At 63.6% G+C, this 19547-nt stretch carries 21 protein-coding genes and 1 pseudogene; 17 read left to right on the forward strand and 5 right to left on the reverse strand.

Annotated features, from left to right (window positions below; translation table 11 throughout):
* A pseudogene (locus tag ABX74_RS22070) lies at window positions 1-314 on the forward strand (ABC transporter ATP-binding protein); the annotation flags it as partial.
* A complete protein-coding gene (locus ABX74_RS22075) occupies window positions 314-1072 on the forward strand; it encodes an ABC transporter permease (RefSeq protein WP_047889712.1) in 759 nt (252 codons plus the stop codon). The pseudogene ABX74_RS22070 and the gene ABX74_RS22075, both read left to right, overlap by 1 nt.
* 9 nt (window positions 1073-1081) lie before the next feature.
* Here ABX74_RS22075 and ABX74_RS22080 read toward each other — a convergent pair whose 3' ends face one another.
* Both ABX74_RS22080 and dapD read right to left on the reverse strand, forming a co-directional pair.
* Complete coding sequence (locus ABX74_RS22080) at window positions 1082-2464, reverse strand: amino acid permease (RefSeq protein ID WP_020908472.1); 1383 nt, start codon at window positions 2462-2464, stop codon at window positions 1082-1084.
* Entirely contained in the window at window positions 2464-3417 is a 954-nt protein-coding gene (gene dapD, locus ABX74_RS22085; RefSeq protein WP_021332794.1) for a 2,3,4,5-tetrahydropyridine-2,6-dicarboxylate N-succinyltransferase, read from the reverse strand. Before dapD ends, ABX74_RS22080 begins: the two co-directional genes overlap by 1 nt.
* Before the next feature lie 49 nt (window positions 3418-3466).
* On the opposite strand from dapD, the gene dapE reads away from it, so the two are divergent.
* From dapE to ABX74_RS22130, 10 genes are all read left to right on the forward strand, one after another.
* Window positions 3467-4537 (forward strand): succinyl-diaminopimelate desuccinylase, encoded by a 1071-nt coding sequence (gene dapE / locus ABX74_RS22090; protein ID WP_179154702.1) that lies wholly within the window; start codon window positions 3467-3469, stop codon window positions 4535-4537.
* Window positions 4538-4553: 16 nt separating this feature from the next.
* On the forward strand, window positions 4554-5357 hold the full coding sequence (locus ABX74_RS22095) for a TIGR00730 family Rossman fold protein (protein ID WP_003945176.1): 804 nt from the start codon (window positions 4554-4556) through the stop codon (window positions 5355-5357).
* The gene (locus ABX74_RS22100) at window positions 5351-5908 is read left to right on the forward strand and encodes a TIGR00730 family Rossman fold protein (RefSeq protein WP_020970211.1); all 558 of its coding nucleotides are present in this window, start codon (window positions 5351-5353) and stop codon (window positions 5906-5908) included. Before ABX74_RS22095 ends, ABX74_RS22100 begins: the two co-directional genes overlap by 7 nt.
* Before the next feature lie 112 nt (window positions 5909-6020).
* Window positions 6021-7793, forward strand: a complete 1773-nt coding sequence (locus ABX74_RS22105; protein WP_047889714.1) for a long-chain-acyl-CoA synthetase — start codon at window positions 6021-6023, stop codon at window positions 7791-7793.
* Between the two features lie 30 nt (window positions 7794-7823).
* Window positions 7824-8723, forward strand: a complete 900-nt coding sequence (folP, locus tag ABX74_RS22110) for a dihydropteroate synthase (RefSeq protein ID WP_047889715.1) — start codon at window positions 7824-7826, stop codon at window positions 8721-8723.
* Window positions 8720-9661 carry a glucosyl-3-phosphoglycerate synthase gene (locus ABX74_RS22115; protein ID WP_019749363.1) on the forward strand — a complete coding sequence of 314 codons (942 nt, stop codon included), beginning with the start codon at window positions 8720-8722 and terminating at the stop codon, window positions 9659-9661. The genes folP and ABX74_RS22115 overlap by 4 nt, the downstream gene beginning before the upstream one ends.
* Window positions 9662-9693: 32 nt before the next feature.
* Window positions 9694-10071 (forward strand): DivIVA domain-containing protein, encoded by a 378-nt coding sequence (locus tag ABX74_RS22120; RefSeq protein WP_020908467.1) that lies wholly within the window; start codon window positions 9694-9696, stop codon window positions 10069-10071.
* Window positions 10071-10640, forward strand: a complete 570-nt coding sequence (locus ABX74_RS22125; protein WP_019749361.1) for a DNA-3-methyladenine glycosylase I — start codon at window positions 10071-10073, stop codon at window positions 10638-10640. The genes ABX74_RS22120 and ABX74_RS22125 overlap by 1 nt, the downstream gene beginning before the upstream one ends.
* Before the next feature lie 151 nt (window positions 10641-10791).
* Window positions 10792-10959, forward strand: coding sequence for a DUF3117 domain-containing protein (locus ABX74_RS30015; protein ID WP_003945169.1), 168 nt, complete (start codon window positions 10792-10794; stop codon window positions 10957-10959).
* A gap of 115 nt (window positions 10960-11074) precedes the next feature.
* Window positions 11075-11914, forward strand: a complete 840-nt coding sequence (locus ABX74_RS22130) for a putative RNA methyltransferase (protein ID WP_031331085.1) — start codon at window positions 11075-11077, stop codon at window positions 11912-11914.
* Window positions 11915-11920: 6 nt separating this feature from the next.
* Here ABX74_RS22130 and glgA read toward each other — a convergent pair whose 3' ends face one another.
* On the reverse strand, window positions 11921-13093 hold the full coding sequence (gene glgA, locus ABX74_RS22135) for a glycogen synthase (protein WP_019749359.1): 1173 nt from the start codon (window positions 13091-13093) through the stop codon (window positions 11921-11923).
* Between the two features lie 132 nt (window positions 13094-13225).
* On the opposite strand from glgA, the gene glgC reads away from it, so the two are divergent.
* Entirely contained in the window at window positions 13226-14440 is a 1215-nt protein-coding gene (gene glgC, locus ABX74_RS22140) for a glucose-1-phosphate adenylyltransferase (RefSeq protein ID WP_003945185.1), read from the forward strand.
* Here glgC and ABX74_RS22145 read toward each other — a convergent pair.
* On the reverse strand, window positions 14437-15072 hold the full coding sequence (locus ABX74_RS22145; RefSeq protein WP_007736091.1) for an O-methyltransferase: 636 nt from the start codon (window positions 15070-15072) through the stop codon (window positions 14437-14439). The two genes, glgC and ABX74_RS22145, sit on opposite strands and share 4 nt — an antisense overlap.
* Before the next feature lie 330 nt (window positions 15073-15402).
* Here ABX74_RS22145 and sigE point away from each other — a divergent pair, with 330 nt between their 5' ends.
* The 4 genes from sigE (at window position 15403) to tatB (ending at window position 18456) form a co-directional block, all read left to right on the forward strand.
* Entirely contained in the window at window positions 15403-15999 is a 597-nt protein-coding gene (gene sigE, locus ABX74_RS22150; RefSeq protein WP_029255812.1) for an RNA polymerase sigma factor SigE, read from the forward strand.
* Between the two features lie 52 nt (window positions 16000-16051).
* The gene (locus tag ABX74_RS22155) at window positions 16052-16411 is read left to right on the forward strand and encodes a hypothetical protein (RefSeq protein ID WP_020970204.1); all 360 of its coding nucleotides are present in this window, start codon (window positions 16052-16054) and stop codon (window positions 16409-16411) included.
* A gap of 99 nt (window positions 16412-16510) precedes the next feature.
* The gene (locus tag ABX74_RS22160) at window positions 16511-17989 is read left to right on the forward strand and encodes a S1C family serine protease (protein WP_047889716.1); all 1479 of its coding nucleotides are present in this window, start codon (window positions 16511-16513) and stop codon (window positions 17987-17989) included.
* A gap of 74 nt (window positions 17990-18063) precedes the next feature.
* Window positions 18064-18456, forward strand: a complete 393-nt coding sequence (gene tatB / locus ABX74_RS22165; RefSeq protein WP_003945177.1) for a Sec-independent protein translocase protein TatB — start codon at window positions 18064-18066, stop codon at window positions 18454-18456.
* Window positions 18457-18519: 63 nt separating this feature from the next.
* Here the strand turns inward: tatB and ABX74_RS22170 are convergent.
* Window positions 18520-19547 (reverse strand): P-loop NTPase (locus ABX74_RS22170; RefSeq protein WP_047889717.1); only part of this gene is annotated, 1028 nt, incomplete at its 5' end.

A 19547-nucleotide genomic window follows, 5' to 3' on the forward strand; every position in this document is an offset into this window, starting at 1 on the left:
CGACGGTGCGGGTGCGTAGTCCTCAGCTCGATGCGTTGCGCAGTGTGTTGCTCTCGCAGGGGTTGACGGTGCGTGAGGACGGTTCCGGTGTTGCGCCGGCGTTGGTGGTCGTGGATTCGACCACTGATGTGATCGGCGGTCTGGCTGGTTCGCAGGGAATCGTGTTGCACGAGTTGGCGTCCCAGCAGGGGTCGCTCGAGGATGCGTTCATGAAGTTGACCGGAGACGATGTCCAGTACCACGCATCCGGTATCGATCCGGGTGCCGGAGCCCACCACACAAACACACAGCAGGCTATGGGAGGTGCACTGTAATGGCTGTTCTCAGTGCTGAACGTATCAAGATCACCACGACCAAGTCGCCGTTGTGGTGCACGATCATCATCATCGTGCTCGGGCTGGGACTCGCTACGGTTTTCGGACTGAGCGCCAAGTCGTCGCTCAGTAGCCCCAATGGTGCAATGATGCCGACAGTGTCGGGGGCGCTCAGTGGAGTGACCGGCTTCGGTGTGTTGGTTCTGATGATCATGGCGGCTCTCGCGATCACCAGCGAATATCGCTTCGGGACAATCCGAACAACATTCCAGGCAGTTCCGAACCGCGCTTCGGTGCTCATCGCCAAAGCGGGCCTCATCGGTGGTTTCGGAGCGGTACTGACTCTCGTATTGTCGTTCGGCGCTTTCGCTCTCACGAAGGCCACATCAGGTGACGCCGGAAGATTCCTGACTCTGTCCGGCGACGATAGCTGGCGGGTCGTCTACGGAACCCCGATCTACGCGTTCTTCTGCGTAGTTCTAGCCGTAGGAGTGGGCGCGTTGCTCCGGCAGTCTGCAGGTGCGATCGCATTACTGCTGTTGTGGCCCTTGCTGATCGAGAATCTTTTCAACCTGTTCGGAAGTATCGGCGAGAAGATCATGCCGTTCCTGCCGTTCATGAACGCCAACAACTTTCTCGGTTCCGGCGGTAGCGTCGATTTCCACTGGGGACCCTGGGGCAGCCTGGTCTACTTCGCCCTCTTCGTGCTCGTCGTATTCGGCCTCAGCATCGTCGTCGTGAACAGGCGGGATGCATAGGCGCACGGATCAGGCGGGCTGATTCTGCTTACGCCAGCGGGCGTTCAGGAAACCCAATGCCGCGATCACGAGGAACAACACGGTGGTCGAGATCAACTGTGCACGGGCATCGGCGTCGAAGAGCATGAGGACGACGAAGACGCCAAGCATCGCGAGGGTCGCGTAGCTCAGATACGGGAACAGCCACATACGAACTGTCAGCTTGCCCGACGCTTCGAGTTGTTTACGCAGTCGCAGATGCGAGACGACGATGAAGATCCAGATGACGAGCAGCGCGGCGCCGACTGCGTTGAGCAGGATGCCGAGTAGGTCGTCGGGGAGCAGCCAGTTGAGCAGGACGCTGACGAAGCCGAAGAACACCGACAGCAGAACGGCATTGGTCGGAACTCCGGTGCTCGACAGTTTCGCCATGAAAGCGGGTCCGTCGCCGCGGCGCGAAAGTGAGAACGCCATCCGGGAGGTGCCGTAGATGTTGGCGTTGAAGGCGGAAAGCAACGCCACCACTACGACGAGTTCCATGAACCCGGCAACACCCGGAATGTTCGCCTTGTTCAAGACGGCCACAAACGGGCCGCTCTCGAGTTCGGGGTCGTTCCAGGGCAGCACCAGAACCATGATGGAGATGGCACCGATGTAGAAGACACTGATGCGCCACACGACGCTTCGCACAGCGACGGCGATGGAGCGTTCCGGATTCTCGGATTCGGCTGCCGCGATGGTGACGATCTCGATCCCACCGAAGGCGAACGCCACGACGAGCAGTCCTGCGGCAATGCCGGACAACCCATTGGGCATGAAGCCGCCCTGCCCGAACAGATTGCTCGTGCCGACCGGATCGGTATCGGGGAGGATGCCGAACACCAGCAGGACGCCGATGACGAGGAAGGCGATGATGACGGTGACTTTGATTGCGGCGAACCAGAACTCGAACTCACCGAAGTTGCTGACCTTGGCCAGGTTCACCACGGCGAAGAACACCACGAATACCAGGGCGACAACCCATTGCGGGATCGACGGCACCCAGTCGTTCACGATCGCCGAGGCTCCGGTGATCTCGGCGCCAAGCACCATGATCAGCATGAACCAGTAGAGCCAGCCCATCACGAAGCCGGCCCACTCGCCGATCCCCAGGCGCGCGTAGTGAGAGAAGGAACCGCTGGCCGGGATCGCGGCTCCCATCTCACCGAGCATGCGCATCACGAACACCACGACGGCGCCCGCAAGGATGTAGGAGATCAGGACGGCCGGGCCGGCCTTGGCGATACCGACGCCGGTTCCGAGGAACAGGCCGGCGCCGATGGCCGAGCCCAGGCCCATCATCGTCAGATGGCGGACCTTGAGACCGTGGCCGAGAGCAGTGGTTGTTCCGTCGGAGACGTCGGTGTCAGTCATCAGTCGTTGGCGTGCAAAGCAGCGTTCAGTTCGACGCCGGTGCCCTTCCACGGCACGACCTCGACGGCACCCGAGACCGAGTTACGACGGAAGAGAAGGTTCGACTTGCCGCTGAGTTCCTTGGCCTTGACGACGGTTCCGTCCGGGCCGGTGACCTTCGTGCCCGCGGTGACGTAGAGGCCCGCTTCGAGGACGCAGTCGTCGCCGAGTGAAATACCGAGGCCGGCGTTGGCACCGAGGAGGCAGCGCTTGCCGAGGGAGATGGTTTCCTTGCCGCCGCCGGAGAGGGTGCCCATGATGGAGGCGCCGCCGCCAACATCGGATCCGTCGTCGACGACGACGCCCGCGGAGATGCGGCCTTCGACCATGGAGTTACCGAGGGTGCCGGCGTTGAAGTTGACGAAGCCTTCGTGCATGACGGTCGTTCCGCTGGCGAGGTGCGCACCGAGTCGGACACGGTCCGCGTCACCGATACGCACTCCGGACGGCACGACGTAGTCGACCATGCGGGGGAACTTGTCGACGCTGAACACGGTCACGACGCCGCGGATGCGCAGACGTGAGCGAACTTGCTCGAAGCCTTCGACGGCGCACGGGCCGAAGTTGGTCCACACGACGTTGCTGAGCAGGCCGAACTGGCCGTCGAGGTTGACGCCGTGAGGTGCGACGAGACGGTGCGAGAGGAGGTGGAGGCGCAGGTAGACGTCGTGTGCGTCGACCGGCGCCGTGGAGAGATCGGCGATGGTGGTGCGGACGACGACCTGCGAGACCTCGCGAGCGTCGTCAGTGCCTGCCAGCAGTGCAAGATCGGAAGGAATGTCTGTTCCCTCGACGTTCTCGGTACCGGTCTTGTCGAATGTTCCCAGCTCCGGTGCCGGGAACCAGGTGTCGAGGACGGTTCCGTCCGCGGTCACGTTGGCGATACCTACTGCTGTTGCTCCCTGTGCGCTCACGGGACTAGAGATTACTGGGTGGTGGGTGCACCGGCCTAGGCTGGTGCTTGTGAGCATCCTCGATCTTGCTTCGGACCCCATCGACTTGACGGCCGCCCTGGTCGACATCCCCAGCGTCTCGCACGACGAATCCGTCATCGCGCAGGCCGTCGAGGATGCGCTGCGTGAGCAGACTTCGGGCTTTGAGATCATCCGCAACGGCAACGCCGTGTTGGCGCGGACCTCGCGCGGTTTGCCCAGTCGCGTCATGCTCGCCGGACATCTGGATACGGTGCCCATCGCGGACAATGTCCCTTCGCGGCGTGACGGCGACATCCTGCACGGCTGCGGGACCGTGGACATGAAGTCGGGCGATGCGGTCTTTCTGCACCTGGCGGCCACCATCGAGAACCTGGCCCACGATCTGACCCTGGTTTTCTACGACTGCGAAGAGATCGCCGCAACCTTCAACGGCCTGGGACGGATCGAACGCGAGATCCCGGAATGGCTCGCGGCCGACGTCGCAATTCTCGGTGAGCCGACGGCCGGTTTCATCGAGGCCGGGTGCCAGGGCACGATGCGGGTTCGGTTGACGGCTTCGGGAACTCGCGCACATTCGGCCAGGTCCTGGCTGGGGGACAACGCCATTCACAAGTTCGGCGGTGCGTTGGAGCGGTTGTCGAGTTACCAGCCGCGCTCGGTCGACATCGACGGTTGCGGCTACCGCGAAGGTTTGTCGGCGGTGCGGATTTCTGGCGGGGTCGCCGGAAACGTCGTCCCGGACGAAGCCGAGATGGACGTCAACTTCCGATTCGCGCCCGATCGCAGCGAGGCGCAAGCTGAGGCGCATGTGCGCGAAGTGTTCGACGGTCTGGGCCTCGGATTCGAGGTCACCGACTCCTCACCCGGCGCGCTGCCTGGCTTGGCGAACCCGTCCGCTGCCGCCCTGATCGAGGCGGCCGGTGGTCAGTTCCGTGCGAAGTACGGGTGGACCGACGTGTCCAGGTTCTCGGCGCTCGGCATTCCTGCCGTGAACTACGGACCGGGTGATCCGAACCTCGCACACAAGCGCGACGAGCACGTTCCGGTGCAGCAGATCACCGACGTCGCGGCCGTGCTGAGGAAGTATCTGTCGGCCTGACCGTTAGCCTTGCCGCATGGCACCAGAGAAGAATTCGGCTTCGAAGAAGCAGAGCTCGTCGATCAAGCACCGCGGGCCCGTTCAGCTTCGACGCAAGCGCAAAGACGAGAAGACCACGACCGATCAGCGCTTGCTCGACAAGCGCGGACCCACGGACTGGGTACACACCGATCCGTGGCGTGTGCTGCGTATCCAGAGCGAATTCATCGAAGGTTTCGGCGCACTCGCCGAGGTCCCGCGTGCGGTGACAGTGTTCGGTTCGGCACGCACCACGGTCGATCATCCCGAGTACCAATCCGGCCGTGAGCTGGGAACGGCGTTGGCCGAAGCCGGATACGCCGTCATCACCGGCGGTGGACCGGGAGTCATGGAAGCTGCCAACCGCGGTTGCAGCGAGGCCGGCGGATACTCGATCGGTCTCGGCATCGAGCTGCCGTTCGAGCAGGGTCTCAACGAGTGGGTGGATCTCGGAATCAACTTCCGGTACTTCTTCGCACGCAAGACGATGTTCGTGAAGTACTCCCAGGCATTCATCTGCCTGCCGGGTGGCTTCGGAACACTCGACGAGCTGTTCGAGGCACTGACCTTGGTGCAGACCCACAAGGTCACGCGCTTCCCGATCGTCCTGTTCGGTACCGAGTACTGGTCCGGACTCGTCGACTGGATTCGCGGCACCCTCGAGCGTGACGGCAAGATTTCCGAGGGCGACGTGAACTTGCTGCACGTCACCGACAGTGTGGAAGAAGCAGTACGAATCGTCCTCAACGCCGACAAGGGCGTCGACGAGGCCGCAGATCTGGGGAAAGAAGAAGAATGGTGACCGATTCCGACAAGAAGTACTCGATCTGCGTCTACTGCGCGTCGGGTCCGGTGGACGAATCGTTCCTGGCGTTGGCGTCAGAAGTGGGAACCGCGATCGGTCGACGCGGATGGCAGTTGGTCTCGGGCGGTGGCAACGTCTCGATGATGGGCGCTGTCGCCGAGTCCGCTCGCGCGGCGGGCGCCTGGACCATTGGAGTCATTCCGAAGGCCCTGGTGCACAAGGAAGTAGCCGACGTCGATGCCGACGAGCTGATCGTCACGGACACCATGCGCGAGCGCAAGAAGCTGATGGAAGATCACGCCGACGCGTTCATCACGCTGCCGGGCGGAATCGGGACGCTGGAGGAGCTGTTCGAGACGTGGACCGCCGGCTACCTCGGAATGCACGAGAAGCCAGTGGTGATGCTCGATCCCGTCGGGCACTTCACCGGCCTGCTCGAGTGGTTGAACAAGCTCGACGGGACCGGCTTCGTCGGGCGTCAGGCTTTGGACACTCTGTTGGTGCGGACGGACGTCGAGGCTGCGCTCGACGCGTGCGTCAGATCCTGATCAGACGCCTGCGTGGAACCCTGACCTGGGGCATGGCGGGCTTTATTACCGTGCAGTAAGGTGGCCGCAGACTGAGCGGCCGAATGGGCGCCGGATACGTGTTAGGGGAGCCATGAGTTCGGAAGCCCGTTCGACCGTCGGCCTGCTGGATCTGGCGGCAAAACTGCCGTCGATGATCACCGAGGTGCCGATCCTGGCGCGGGGGGCCGCCGGGCTCACCCGCAAGCCTTCGGCCAAGGAATCGATCGGGTTGATCTTCCAGAAGGCCGCGCACGCGCACCCGTCGCGCCCGTTCATCCGGTTCGAGGGCCACGCGACCAGTTACGCGGAGGCCAACGAACTGGTGAACCGCTACGCCGACGTCCTCCGCGGACGAGGAGTCGATCGCGGAGACGTCGTCGGAGTGCTGGCAAAGAACACCCCCGAAGCCCTGCTGATCGCGTTGGCCGCCGTCAAACTCGGCGCGGCTGCGGGCATGTTGAACTACAACCAGCGCGACGACGTTCTGGCACACAGCCTTACGCTGCTCGACGCGCGCGTCCTGGTGGTCGCCGACGAGTGCGAAGAGGCCCTCGAATCCTTGCCGGCGGGGTTTACCGGACCGAAGCAACTTCTCGTCAGTGAACTGGCGGATCTGGCGAAGACGGCTGATGCCGCCAACCCCGCGGTCACCGCCGAGGTGCTCGCGAAGGAGAAGGCGTTCTACATCTTCACCTCGGGTACCACGGGAATGCCCAAGGCCAGCTTGATGACTCACTTCCGTTGGCTGAAGTCGATGTCGGGCCTCGGGTTGATGGGCGTGCGCTTGCGCGGCTCGGACACTCTGTACTGCTGCCTGCCGCTCTACCACAACAACGCGTTGACGGTCTCGCTGTCCTCGGTGCTCGCGTCCGGTGCGACAATCGCGATCGGTCGTCAGTTCTCCGCCTCGCGGTTCTGGGACGACATCGCACTCAACAAGGCGACCGCGTTCACCTACATCGGCGAACTCTGCCGCTATCTGCTCAACCAGCCGGTCAAGCCGACCGACAGCGACAATGCTGTTCGGCTGATGGTGGGTAACGGTCTGCGCCCGGAGATCTGGGCCGAATTCACCCAGCGCTTCGGCATTCCCCGCGTCGCCGAGTTCTACGGTGCGAGCGAATGCAACATCGCGTTCGTCAACGCACTCAACGTCGACAAGACGGCCGGGATCTGTCCGTTGCCGCACGCCGTCGTGGAGTTCGACGAGGACACCGGAAAAGCGTTGCGTGGAGCCGACGGTCGCCTTCGCAAGGTGTCCACGGGTCAGGTCGGGCTCCTGCTGTCGAAGGTCACCGACCGAGCGCCTTTCGACGGTTACACCGACGAAGCCGCGAGCAACAGCAAGCTGGTGCGCGGCGGATTCAAGAACGACGACACCTGGTTCGATACCGGAGACCTGGTGCGCAAGCAGGGATGGGGCCACGTCGCCTTCGTCGACCGTCTCGGCGACACCTTCCGTTGGAAGGGCGAGAACGTTGCCACCACGGAGGTCGAGGGCGCACTGAGTTCGCACCCGGCCGTCGAGGAAGCGGTTGTCTACGGCGTCGAGATTCCGGGCACCGACGGTCGCGCGGGCATGGCGGCGGTGAAGCTACGGGACGGTCAGAGTTTCGAGGGCAGCGAAGTCGCGGCTCACCTCTACGGCAAGCTCCCCAACTACGCGGTCCCGCTGTTCATCCGCATCGTCGACTCACTCGAACACACCAGCACTTTCAAGTCGCGCAAGGTGGAATTGCGCAACGAGGGTTACGACGTCGGCGCCGACACTCTGCACGTTCTCGAAGGCCGCGAGGGTGGTTATGTGGACTCGTACGACGAATACGTCGGAAAGGTCGCGGCAGGCTCGGTACCCAAGGGCTAGACCGAGTTCCGTCATGCCAGTATGAGTGGCATGTCTTCACTCTCCGGTTCTACCGCGCAGCCAGGTCCGGCGCCCACCCTGTGTGGGCGTCCGGTCGCGGTCGACCGTGCATTGGTGATGGCGATCGTCAACCGCACTCCCGATTCCTTCTACGACCAGGGCGCGACGTTCTCGGATTCGGCAGCGATGGCTGCCGTCGACAGGGCCGTCGACGAGGGCGCCGATCTGGTGGACATCGGGGGAGTGAAAGCCGGGCCCGGTGACCTCGTCGACGCCGACGAAGAGGTCAGGCGGGTGGTTCCGTTCGTCGCCGCGATCAGGGCCAAGTACCCCGAGCTGATCATCAGCGTCGACACCTGGCGGAGCGGCGTCGCGCGGTTGGCACGCGGCGAAGGCGCCGACCTGATCAACGACACGTGGGCGGGTGCGGATCCGGAACTCGTTGTGGTTGCCGCCGAGACTGGTGCCGGGATCGTCTGCTCGCACACGGGTGGCGCGGTTCCGCGCACCCGCCCGCACCGTGTCCGCTACGACGACGTCGTCACAGATGTGGTCACCGAGGTCGTGTCGGCGGCAGAACGCGCCCTGGCACTCGGAGTGCCGCGTGACGCGATTCTGATCGATCCCACTCACGATTTCGGTAAGAACACCTTCCACGGGCTCGAGTTGTTGCGAAAAGTGGACGTTCTTGTAAACACCGGGTGGCCAGTGCTGATGGCGCTGAGCAATAAGGACTTCATCGGGGAGACTCTTGGTGTGGAGCTTTCCGAGAGGTTGGAGGGAACATTGGCAGCGACAGCAATGGCCGCGGCTGGCGGCGCCCGGGTGTTCCGTGTTCACGAGGTGGCGTCCACCCGTCGAGTAGTCGACATGGTGGCCGCGATCCAAGGACGCCGTGCCCCGGTACGTACGGTTCGAGGTCTGGCATGAGCATCACCGGTGCGGGCCCGACCCGCGTATGGGCAGAAGCCAACAGTTGGGACCATCCGAGTTGGACGGTCGCCGAACTCGAACGGGCGAAGGGTGGCCGAACCGTCTCGGTGGTGTTGCCCGCGCTCAACGAAGAGGACACCGTTGCTGCGGTGGTCGACACCATTCACCCGTTGCTCGGTGGTTTGGTCGACGAGTTGATCGTTCTCGATTCCGGTTCGACCGACCGTACCGCCGAGCGTGCTCGCGCGGCGGGGGCGACGGTGATCAGTCGTGAGAGCGCAGTCCCGTCCATCCCGCCGACCGCGGGCAAGGGTGAGGTGCTGTGGCGTTCGGTCGCCGCAACGACCGGCGATCTGATCGCATTCGTCGACTCCGATCTCATCAATCCCGATCCGGCGTTCGTGCCCAAACTGCTGGGGCCGCTGCTCACGGTGGACGGCATCCATCTGGTGAAGGGCTACTACCGCCGTCCGCTGCGCGTGAGCGGCACGGAGGACGCCAACGGCGGCGGACGAGTCACGGAATTGGTTGCGCGGCCCATGTTGGCTGCGCTGCGGCCCGAACTCACGTCGGTACTGCAACCATTGGGCGGTGAATACGCGGGCACCCGTGAGCTGCTGTCCGCTGTCCCGTTTGCGCCCGGCTACGGCGTCGAGATCGGCCTTCTGCTCGACACGTACGACACGTTGGGGCTGGCGGCGATCGGTCAGGTCAATCTCGGTGTGCGCAAGCATCGCAACCGGCCGCTCGCCGACCTCGGCGTGATGAGCCGGCAGATCATCGGAACGATGCTCCGGCGGTGCGGGATCGAGGATTCGGGTGCCGGGTTGACCCAATTCCTCGTCGACGGCGATTCTTTCGTGCCCGAGACCACTGAGGTTTCGCTACTCGATCGACCCCCGATGAATTCGATAGTGCGCACCGCGGGGGTCTGACCGCTCACACTCGGGTATGGGAGTATCGGTTCATGATGACGATCCTCCTGTACCTGATTGTCATGGCACTGGTCGGCGCGATGATCTTCCTCGCCGCCAGCGCTGTGTTCGGGCGCTCGGAAGAGCTGCCGCCGCTGCCTCCTGGCACGACGGCGACCGTACTCCCGGCAGAGGACGTCACCGGGGCGGATGTCGACGCTCTTCGTTTTCAGCAGGTGTTGCGTGGATACAAGGCGAGTGAAGTGGATTGGGCCCTGCATCGCCTCGGGTTGGAAATCGATTCTCTGCGTGCGCAACTGGGCCGTGACGAGAAGTCCGAGGTTCTGGTGAAGGTGGATGCTCCGGCCAAGGCCGAAGCAACGCAGGAGGCGCCTGAGACCGAATCCGAAGCGAAGGATTCCCAGGGCTGATGGCAGACGGACTGGTTCGGTGCGGCTGGGTGGTCGAGACGCCCGGTGACTCGCTGTACCGCGACTATCACGACGAGGAGTGGGGGCGTCCGCTGCACGGGCGCGACGAACTGTTCGAGCGGCTCGCCCTCGAAGCATTCCAATCGGGGCTTTCTTGGATCACGATTCTGCGCAAACGCGAGGCGTTCCGCGAAGCCTTCGACGGGTTCGATCCGGACAAGGTCGCAGCGTACGGAGTTGCGGATGTGGAGAGATTGCTCTCCGATGCCGCGATCGTCCGCAATCGCGCGAAGATCGAGGCGACGATTTCCAACGCCCGAGTGCTCGTGAATTCACCCGATCTGGACCTCGATTCGTTACTCTGGTCGTTCTCGCCGCCTCGACGCACCAGACGACTGACATCAATTGCAGAGGTTCCGGCGGTCACTCCCGAGTCGACTGCCATGGCTAAGGAACTCAAGCGACGCGGGTTCAAGTTTGTGGGTCCTACCACGGCTTATGCGCTCATGCAGGCTACCGGAATGGTCGACGATCACGTGGCTGATTGCTGGGTTCCGGCGCAGGTGTGACGGTCGACTGAACACCCCTAAATGTGACTCAGATTCCCGGTTCCTGCATCCATAGGGAACAATGGAGGGTACGAGCCTCGCTGATTGTTGGCGGGGCGCACCGTTAGTCGAGGCGCAGAGCAATGCAGCGCAGATCTGGAGGGAGCAGAGGATGGCGGCCATGAAGCCCCGGACCGGGGACGGTCCCCTCGAAGCAACCAAAGAGGGACGAGGAATCGTCATGCGGGTTCCACTCGAGGGTGGCGGACGCCTCGTCGTCGAGCTGACCCCGGATGAAGCTGCAGCGCTCGGTGTGGAACTCACGAACGTCACCAGCTAGTCGGGTCCAGGTTGTAGCAGTACGAACAACAGCACGTGATTGCACGCAGGCTCCGTATCCGTTTCGGTACGGGGCCTGAAGTGTGCGCACCGCCGGTAGCCGAAAGGACGGATCAATGCTTGCCGCCGTGGTCGATCTACTGTCCTGCCCGCAGTGCGCCGCAGAGCTGGAATTGGTGGACGGCGCCGCCGAGTGCGATCGCGGACATCGATTCGACGTCGCTCGCCAGGGTTACGTGAGCCTGATCAGTGGCGGTGCCACGAAGTTCACCGGCGACAGTGCCGAGATGATCGCCGCGCGTGCACGACTTCTCGGCGCCGGCCACTTCGGCCCGCTGATGGATGCCGTTTCCCGGGCCTGCGCGACGACGGCAGGGGCGGATCTTGCGCGGATCGTCGAAATCGGTGCAGGCACAGGACAATACCTCGCACACGTCGTGGATTCGCTGCCTGATTCTCGGGCAATAGCCTTGGACGTGTCCAAGTTCGCGGCACGGCGAGCGGCGAAGATCCACGAAAGGATCGGCTCGATCGTCGCGGACGTCTGGCAACCACTTCCGATTCGAGACGGAGTGCTCTCCCACGTGCTCTGTGTGTTCGCTCCACGCAACGGTCCGCAGTCCCATCGAGTTCTCGCCGATGACGGCGTTCTGGTGGTCCTGACGCCCACCGACAGGCATCTGCGCGAGCTGATCGACATTCTCGAGATGGTCAAGGTCGACGATCGCAAGGTGGAACGTCTCGAATCGTCGATGGCCGGCTTGTTCGAGCGCGTGAGCAGCGACGAGGTCGAGTTCACGATGTCACTCTCACACCAGGACGTCCTCGACTTGGTGGGGATGGGACCGTCGGCGAGGCACCTGACGCCCGCCGATCTGGCTGCCGCCGTGGCGAAGCTGCCGCAGCCGAGCACCGTCACCGCGTCGGCGACGGTCTCGACCTATCGCAAGATCTGACGCGGATCAGCGTCTCGTGACGGCGTCCGCGTAGACCTCGAGCGTCTGCTTGGCGATTTCGGCCCAGGAGAACTCGTCGATAGCACGGATTCTGCCCGCACGACCCATCGCGTCGGCGCCTTCTCGGTCGGCGACAACGGCATTGACGGTGGCAGCGAGTGATTCCTCGAATGCGTTCGGCTCGTAGGCGTTGTAGTGCACGAGTCGACCGGTGACGCCGTCGGCGACCACCTCGGGGATACCGCCGACATCGGAAGCGACCACGGCGGTCTCACACGCCATGGCTTCGAGATTGACGATTCCGAGGGGTTCGTACACCGAAGGACAGACGAATACCGTTGCTGCCGAGAGTATTTCCCTGATCTGCTCGGTCGGGAGCATCTCGCGCACCCAGTAGACATTGCCCCGATGTCCGGCGAGTTCGGCCACTGCCTTCTCCGTTTCGGCGGCGATCTCCGGCGTATCGGGAGCGCCGGCGCACAGCACGAGCTGAATCTCCGGGTCGAAGTGGTGTGCTGCCGCGACGAGGTGCCCGACGCCCTTCTGCCTAGTGATCCGTCCGACAAAGGCCACGATGGGTTTTGCGGGGTCGACGCCGATCGACGCGAGTGCGGACGGCGCTCCCGGCGCAGATCCCCCGGGATGCCATACCTCGGTGTCGATTCCGTTGCGCACTACGTGAACGCGACTCGGATCGACGGCGGGGTACGCGTCGAGGACGTCGAGTCGCATACCTGAACTGACGGCGATGATCGCGTCTGCGTGCTCGACGGCGTTGCGTTCGGACCACGACGAGATCCGATAGCCGCCGCCTAGCTGTTCGGCCTTCCACGGGCGTCTGGGCTCGAGTGAGTGCGCGGTGAGGATGTGCGGCACGTCGTAGAGAGCCGACGCGAGATGTCCGGCCAGTCCGGTGTACCAGGTGTGGGAGTGGACGATGTCGACACCGGCCGCGGCGTCCGCCATCCGCAGCTCGGTGGAGAGCGTCGTCAAGGCGGGGTTGGATCCGGCGAGAGCGGGGTCGGGAGAGTGGACGATCGCGCCTTCGCGCGGGGCGCCCATGCAGTGCACGTCGACTTCGCACAACCGCTTCATCTGAGCGACGAGCTCGGTTACGTGTACTCCTGCGCCGCCGTAGATCTCCGGCGGGTATTCCTTGGTCATCATTGCGACTCGCACGCGCTAAACCTAACCGCCCGTGGTCGATCCGGCTACCGATCGCGTCATCCCCGACCGTTCGGAGGGGGACACGATCGGACCTCTCGGACTGCTTCGCTAGCGGGAGTTCACCAGTGCGGATAGGTTAGCGGTGTGAGAAGCCAGCCGCATGTGCTTGGAATCGTGCTCGCCGGGGGCGAGGGCAAACGCTTGTATCCGCTGACCGCGGACAGAGCGAAGCCCGCAGTGCCCTTCGGAGGTGCATATCGACTTATCGACTTCGTGTTGAGCAACCTTGTCAACGCGGGATATCTGCGTATTTGTGTGTTGACGCAATACAAGTCACATTCACTCGACCGTCACATTTCGCAGACGTGGCGATTGTCCGGGTTCGCGGGTGAGTACATCACTCCGGTCCCGGCCCAGCAGCGGCTCGGGCCGCGCTGGTACACCGGCAGCGCCGACGCAATCCTGCAGTCGCTCAATCTCGTTTACGACGAGGACCCCGAGTACATCGTGGTTTTCGGTGCCGACCACGTGTACCGGATGGATCCGGAACAGATGGTGCAGCACCACATCGAATCCGGGGCAGGCGTGACGGTCGCGGGTATTCGTGTACCGCGAAGTGAGGCTTTCGCTTTCGGCTGCATCGACAGTGACGAGTCCGGACGCATCACGCAGTTCCTGGAAAAGCCCGCCCATCCTCCCGGGACACCGGACGACCCAAATTCCACGTTCGCGTCCATGGGTAACTATGTGTTCACCACCAAGGTGCTCGTGGACGCCATCCGCGCTGATTCCGAGAACTCCGATTCCGACCACGACATGGGCGGAGACATCATTCCCGCCTTGGTCGCCGCGGGTGAGGCGTCGGTCTACGACTTCAAGGACAACGTCGTTCCCGGCGCCACCGATCGAGACCGCGGTTACTGGCGTGACGTCGGTACCCTCGACGCCTTCTACGACGCTCATATGGACCTCGTGTCGGTGCACCCGATCTTCAATCTCTACAACCGTCGCTGGCCCATCCGCGGCGCCACCGAGAATCTCGCGCCCGCCAAGTTCGTGAAGGGCGGACTCGCTCAGGAATCAGTGGTCGGTGCGGGGTCGATCCTGTCCGCGGCGACCGTGCGCAATTCGGTACTCAGTTCCAACGTGATGATCGAGGACGGTGCGACCGTCGAGGGCAGCGTGCTGATGCCGGGTGTGCGCATCGGCAAGGGCGCCGTCGTGCGGCGCGCGATCCTCGACAAGAACGTCGTGGTCGGTGACGGCGAAATCATCGGCGTCGATCTCGAACGTGACCGCGAACGATTCGCCGTCAGTCAGGGCGGCGTCGTCGCCATCGGTAAGGGCGTCTGGATCTAGAGCTTGCTCGCGCAGAGGAGGCCGTCGCCGAGGGGGAGGAGGACTCGAATGAGTCGCTCGTCCTCGGTCACGGCCTTTGCTGCTTCTCGGACCGCAACCGTTGTCGCGTCGCGAGCGGAGCTGTCGGCAACGCGGCCGTCGGCCAGGGCGTTGTGCAGAACGATGACACCGCCGGAGCGCAGCAGGCGGACACCTTCGCGGACGTAGTGGGGGTGGTCGATCGCGGCGCAGTCGACGAACACCAGGTCGTAGCCACCGTCGGCGAGCCGGGGAAGTACGTCGAGAGCCCGTCCGTTGATCAGGCGAGTGCGTGCCGGAGCGATACCGCTTTCGCGGAAGGTCAGCTTGGCCGCCCGCTGGTGTTCGGGTTCACTGTCGATCGTGGTCAGGACGCCGTCGTCGCGCATTCCGTGCAGAAGCCACAGGCTGCTCACGCCGGCTCCGGTACCCACCTCGACGGCCGTCTTCGCATCGAGCATCCTCGCGAACATCGCGAGCGTCGCACCGACGGCGGGCGTCACCGGATGGGCTCCGAGATCCAGCGCTCGATCTCGCGCCGCGGTCAAAATCTCGTCCTCGGAAACAACGTCCTCGACGTGGCGGAGTATCTGTTCGGCGTGGGTCACGCTCATGAGGTTATCGGGCGGTTCGGATTGTCGCTGCAAGGCGCGCAGTCACCAGGATTCTCAGGAATCCCTCAGGCTCCTCATATGGCGTGCACACCGCGATGAGAAAAGGTGTATACATCGCCGGATCGAAGATCGCACGGCGGTATCGATTTTTACCAAGTTGGTCTTTCGCAGCTCGGTGATCGGGAACAAATCACAGCAACGGCTGGTTCTCCCGAATATCGCGCATTACGTGATTCGGACAACGCGGTGATCGAACTACGCGATCCCGAGCAGGAGGATCAACTTATTTACCAGGTCAACGACGAGCCTCGCCCTCGAGAGTCGGAAGTTTTGACGACGGAATCGGCTGTGGATTCCGAATTGATCGGCACTGCTGTGTTCGATGCAACTGGTGAGAAGTCCTCCATGCCGTCTTGGGACGAACTCGTGCGTCAGCACGGTGACCGGGTGTACCGCCTGGCCTACCGGTTGTCAGGCGATGCCCAGGACGCCGAGGACTTGACGCAGGACACCTTCATTCGGGTGTTCCGCTCGCTCTCCGATTATCAGCCCGGAACTTTCGAGGGCTGGTTGCACCGCATCACCACAAACCTGTTCCTCGACATGGTTCGCCGACGCAACCGCATCCGTATGGAAGCGCTGCCCGAGGACTACGACCGCGTTCCCTCGCCCGGTCCGGACCCCGAGCAGATCTACCACGACGCGCGCCTCGACGCAGGTCTGCAGGCCGCACTCGACTCACTCGCACCTGAATTTCGCGCCGCTGTTGTGCTCTGTGACATCGAAGGTCTGTCGTACGAGGAAATCGGTGCCACACTGGGAGTGAAGCTCGGAACGGTTCGTAGCCGTATCCATCGTGGGCGACAGGCGATTCGTGATCATCTGGCAGCGCAGCGCGCAGCCGAATCCGAACTCGTCGGTTTCTGACGGTCGGGTTCGAGCTACAGAGCGGGACGTGGTCAATCACCTGGAGGGACGAATGACGGAGGCGCGGGCACATCGCCAGTTCGGTTCGACCGAACATCTGGCCAGCGAGGCAATCGCTGCCTACGTCGACGGAGAACTCCGAATGCAGGCCTACTTGCGGGCCTCGCATCACATCTCGATCTGCGCCGAGTGCGCGGCGGCCGTCGATGCTCAGCAGCAGGCACGTGGTGCGCTGCGTCGAAGCGGCGAGATGACGATGCCGTTGTCCCTGGTTGGACTTCTCAGTCAGATTCCCTCGTGCAACAGTCCGACCACCGGACCCAATTCGGAAAACGCCGACGGTTCCGTCGGCAATCAGCCCGCAGGCTTTTCCACCATCAGCAAGCGGTTGTCCCGTCGCTGGCGCAAATGACGCCGCGCGCGCTGGCGCAAATGACGCCGCGCGCCAGCTTCCCGGCACGGATCAGTGATACTGGACAACGTGACTGACGGAAAGAGGGGGCATTCCGGAGTGAGCTCGGATTCTTCGGCAAGCGGTTCGGCGGATCGACCGGCAGATGCGCCGGTGCTCGACCCCCGGCCGGTGTACCGACCTCAGATCGATCCGGCCTCGCGCCAGGTGTTCGGTCGACCGAGTGGAGTCGAGGGCTCGTTCACTCCGATTGCCACGCGATCGACCCCGTCTTCCGATGTCGTGATCGGGAATCCGGACCCAGTTCTGGCCGAAGCGTTCGGTCGACCCGCTGACGCCACCGAGTCGATCGGTCGCGATCCCGAGGCGTCGGCGAACAACACACCCGACGAAGAACCCCCGCGTGATCCGTGGCGCGATCCTGAATCCGAGGTTTCGCTGGGCAAGCCTGCAGAGTCCGAGGCGCCGGTGCAGTTGCCTCCCGCCCAGAAGCTCGACGTGCGTGAGCTGCTGTTCGGTCGCAAGGTCGCCCCCTCGGCACTGGCCGCGCTCGCGGGCATGGCACTTGTCATCGCTCTTGTCGGCGGCTTGCTCGCCACTGTCATCACCGCCGATCGCAGTTCACTCACCAGCTCACGTGTCACGCTCGTTCAATCCGGCGGCGGTGAACAGCCGGAGTCGCAGGTGGCGAAGGTCGCCGACGCAGTGTTGCCTTCCGTGGTGTCGATTCAGGTCGCCGTCGGTGACCAGGGCAGTACGGGTTCCGGTGTGGTCATCGACGGCGCCGGATACATCGTCACCAACAACCACGTGATCTCCTCGGCCGTACCGCCTGCTCAGGACGCGAAGATCCAGGTGATCTTCTCCGACGGAACCAAGACCGACGCCCAGATCGTCGGACGTGACGTCAAGACAGACCTCGCGGTGCTCAAGGTGTCGGCCAACAATCTGACGGTCGCTCAGCTCGGAAAATCCGAGGATGTTCAGGTCGGCGACGACGTCGTCGCCGTCGGCTCACCGCTCGGATTGAGCAAGACCGTCACCCGCGGGATCGTCAGTGCGCTGAACCGGCCTCTGCGTTTGTCGGGTGAAGGCACCGACACCAACGCCGTCATCGACGCCGTCCAGACCGATGCGGCGATCAACCACGGCAACTCGGGTGGTGCACTCGTCGACGACGAAGCCCGCGTCATCGGTATCAACACGGCCATGCTCAGCGAGTCCGGTGGTTCGGTCGGGCTCGGCTTCGCGATTCCGATCGATACGGTCACCGAGGTGGCGCAGACCATCATTCGCGACGGCAAGGTTCATCACCCCGACATCGGCGTGAATGCCCGCACCGCGGTCAACGACGCGACCAGCGGTGCTGCGGTGGCCAACGTCCGCGACGGCAGCCCAGCTCAACGTGCGGGGATCGTCGAGGGTGACGTCATCGTCAAGGTCGGTGACCGACCGGTGACGAGTGCCGACGAACTGGTGGTTGCGGTCAACGCGACGACCGTCGATCAGCCGGTCAACGTCCAGTTGATCCGCGACGGACGGCAGGTCGACATTTCGGTCACGCCGGTGTCCGACTGATCGGACCCTGCGATCTTCCTGTGAGGTTGATCCGGACATGCGCGCACCGAGCGAGCACACAGTAGGCTGACCCTGTGTTTGGCAACATCGGTTGGGGCGAGTTCATGATCCTCCTCGTAGCGGCTCTGGTCATCTTGGGACCTGAGCGGCTTCCTGGTGCGGTCTCCTGGGTCACGAAGTCCCTGAGGCAGGTGCGCGAATATGCTTCGGGCGCTTCCAATCAGCTCAAGGAAGAACTGGGCACCGATTTCGAGGATCTGCGTAAACCACTCGCAGATCTGAACAAGCTGCGCGGAATGACGCCGCGCGCTGTGATCACCCAGCACCTTCTCGACGGCGACGACTCCATCTTCACGGGCAACTTCGACAAGAAGCCGCAGAGCGGAGTGCAGGAGCCGAAGACGCTGTCGAAGGACAAGCCACTCACCGCGGGCGAACGTCCTCCTGTGGACTTCGACGCAACCTAGATTCGACATACGAAAGGGCGCCTCTCACCGATCGGTGACAGGCGCCCTTTCGCATGCGGGGTTCTACAAGTTGCGAACCGTATTGATACCGAGCGACATTCCGGCCAGCCCGCGCTGACGGACGGCCAACTTGTCGGCGATGTCCTTGAGTGCGATGGCCGCGGGTGAATCGGGAGCGCTGAGGACGATCGGCGTCCCGGCGTCGCCTGCCTCGCGGACGGACGGGTCCAGCGGAATCTGTCCGAGAAGCGGAACCTTGGCGCCGACGGCCTTCGTGAGGCGATCGGAGACGGTCTGCCCGCCGCCTTCGCCGAAGACGTCCATGCGGGTGCCGTCGGGAAGTTCGAGCCACGACATGTTCTCGACGACGCCGGCGACGCGCTGGCGGGTCTGCAGGGCGATGGCGCCCGCTCGCTCGGCGACCTCGGCAGCGGCCTGCTGCGGTGTGGTGACGACCAGGATCTCGGCGCTCGGGATGAGCTGAGCCACCGAGATGGCGATGTCACCGGTGCCGGGCGGCAGATCGAGCAGCAGCACGTCCAGATCGCCCCAGAACACGTCGGCGAGGAACTGCTGGAGTGCGCGGTGAAGCATCGGTCCGCGCCAGACGACAGGAGTGTTGCCCTGGGTGAACTGCGCGATGGAAATCATCTTCACGTCGTGTGCAACCGGCGGCATGATCATGCGCTCGACCTGAGTGGGCTTGGCGTCGGTGCCGAGCATGCGGGGGATCGAGTGACCGTAGATATCCGCGTCGAGTACGCCGACAGACAGTCCGCGCGCGGCCATTGCTGCCGCGAGATTGACTGTCACACTGGACTTTCCGACGCCACCCTTGCCGGAGGCTACGGCGTAGACGCGGGTGAGTGAACCCGGCTGGGCGAACGGGATGACGGGTTCGGCGGAATCGCCGCGAAGCGACTTGCGGAGCTCGGTCCGCTGAGCGTCGTCCATGACGTCGAGTTCGACGCGGATCGCACCGACCCCGGCGACGTCGGCGACGGCCTTGGTGACGCGTTCGGTGATCTCGGTGCGCATCGGGCAACCGGCGGTCGTGAGATAGATGCCGATGTCGACGCTGTTGTCACTGG

It is taken from the genome of Rhodococcus sp. ARP2, assembly GCF_001029585.1.
GTDB lineage: Bacteria > Actinomycetota > Actinomycetes > Mycobacteriales > Mycobacteriaceae > Rhodococcus_F > Rhodococcus_F erythropolis.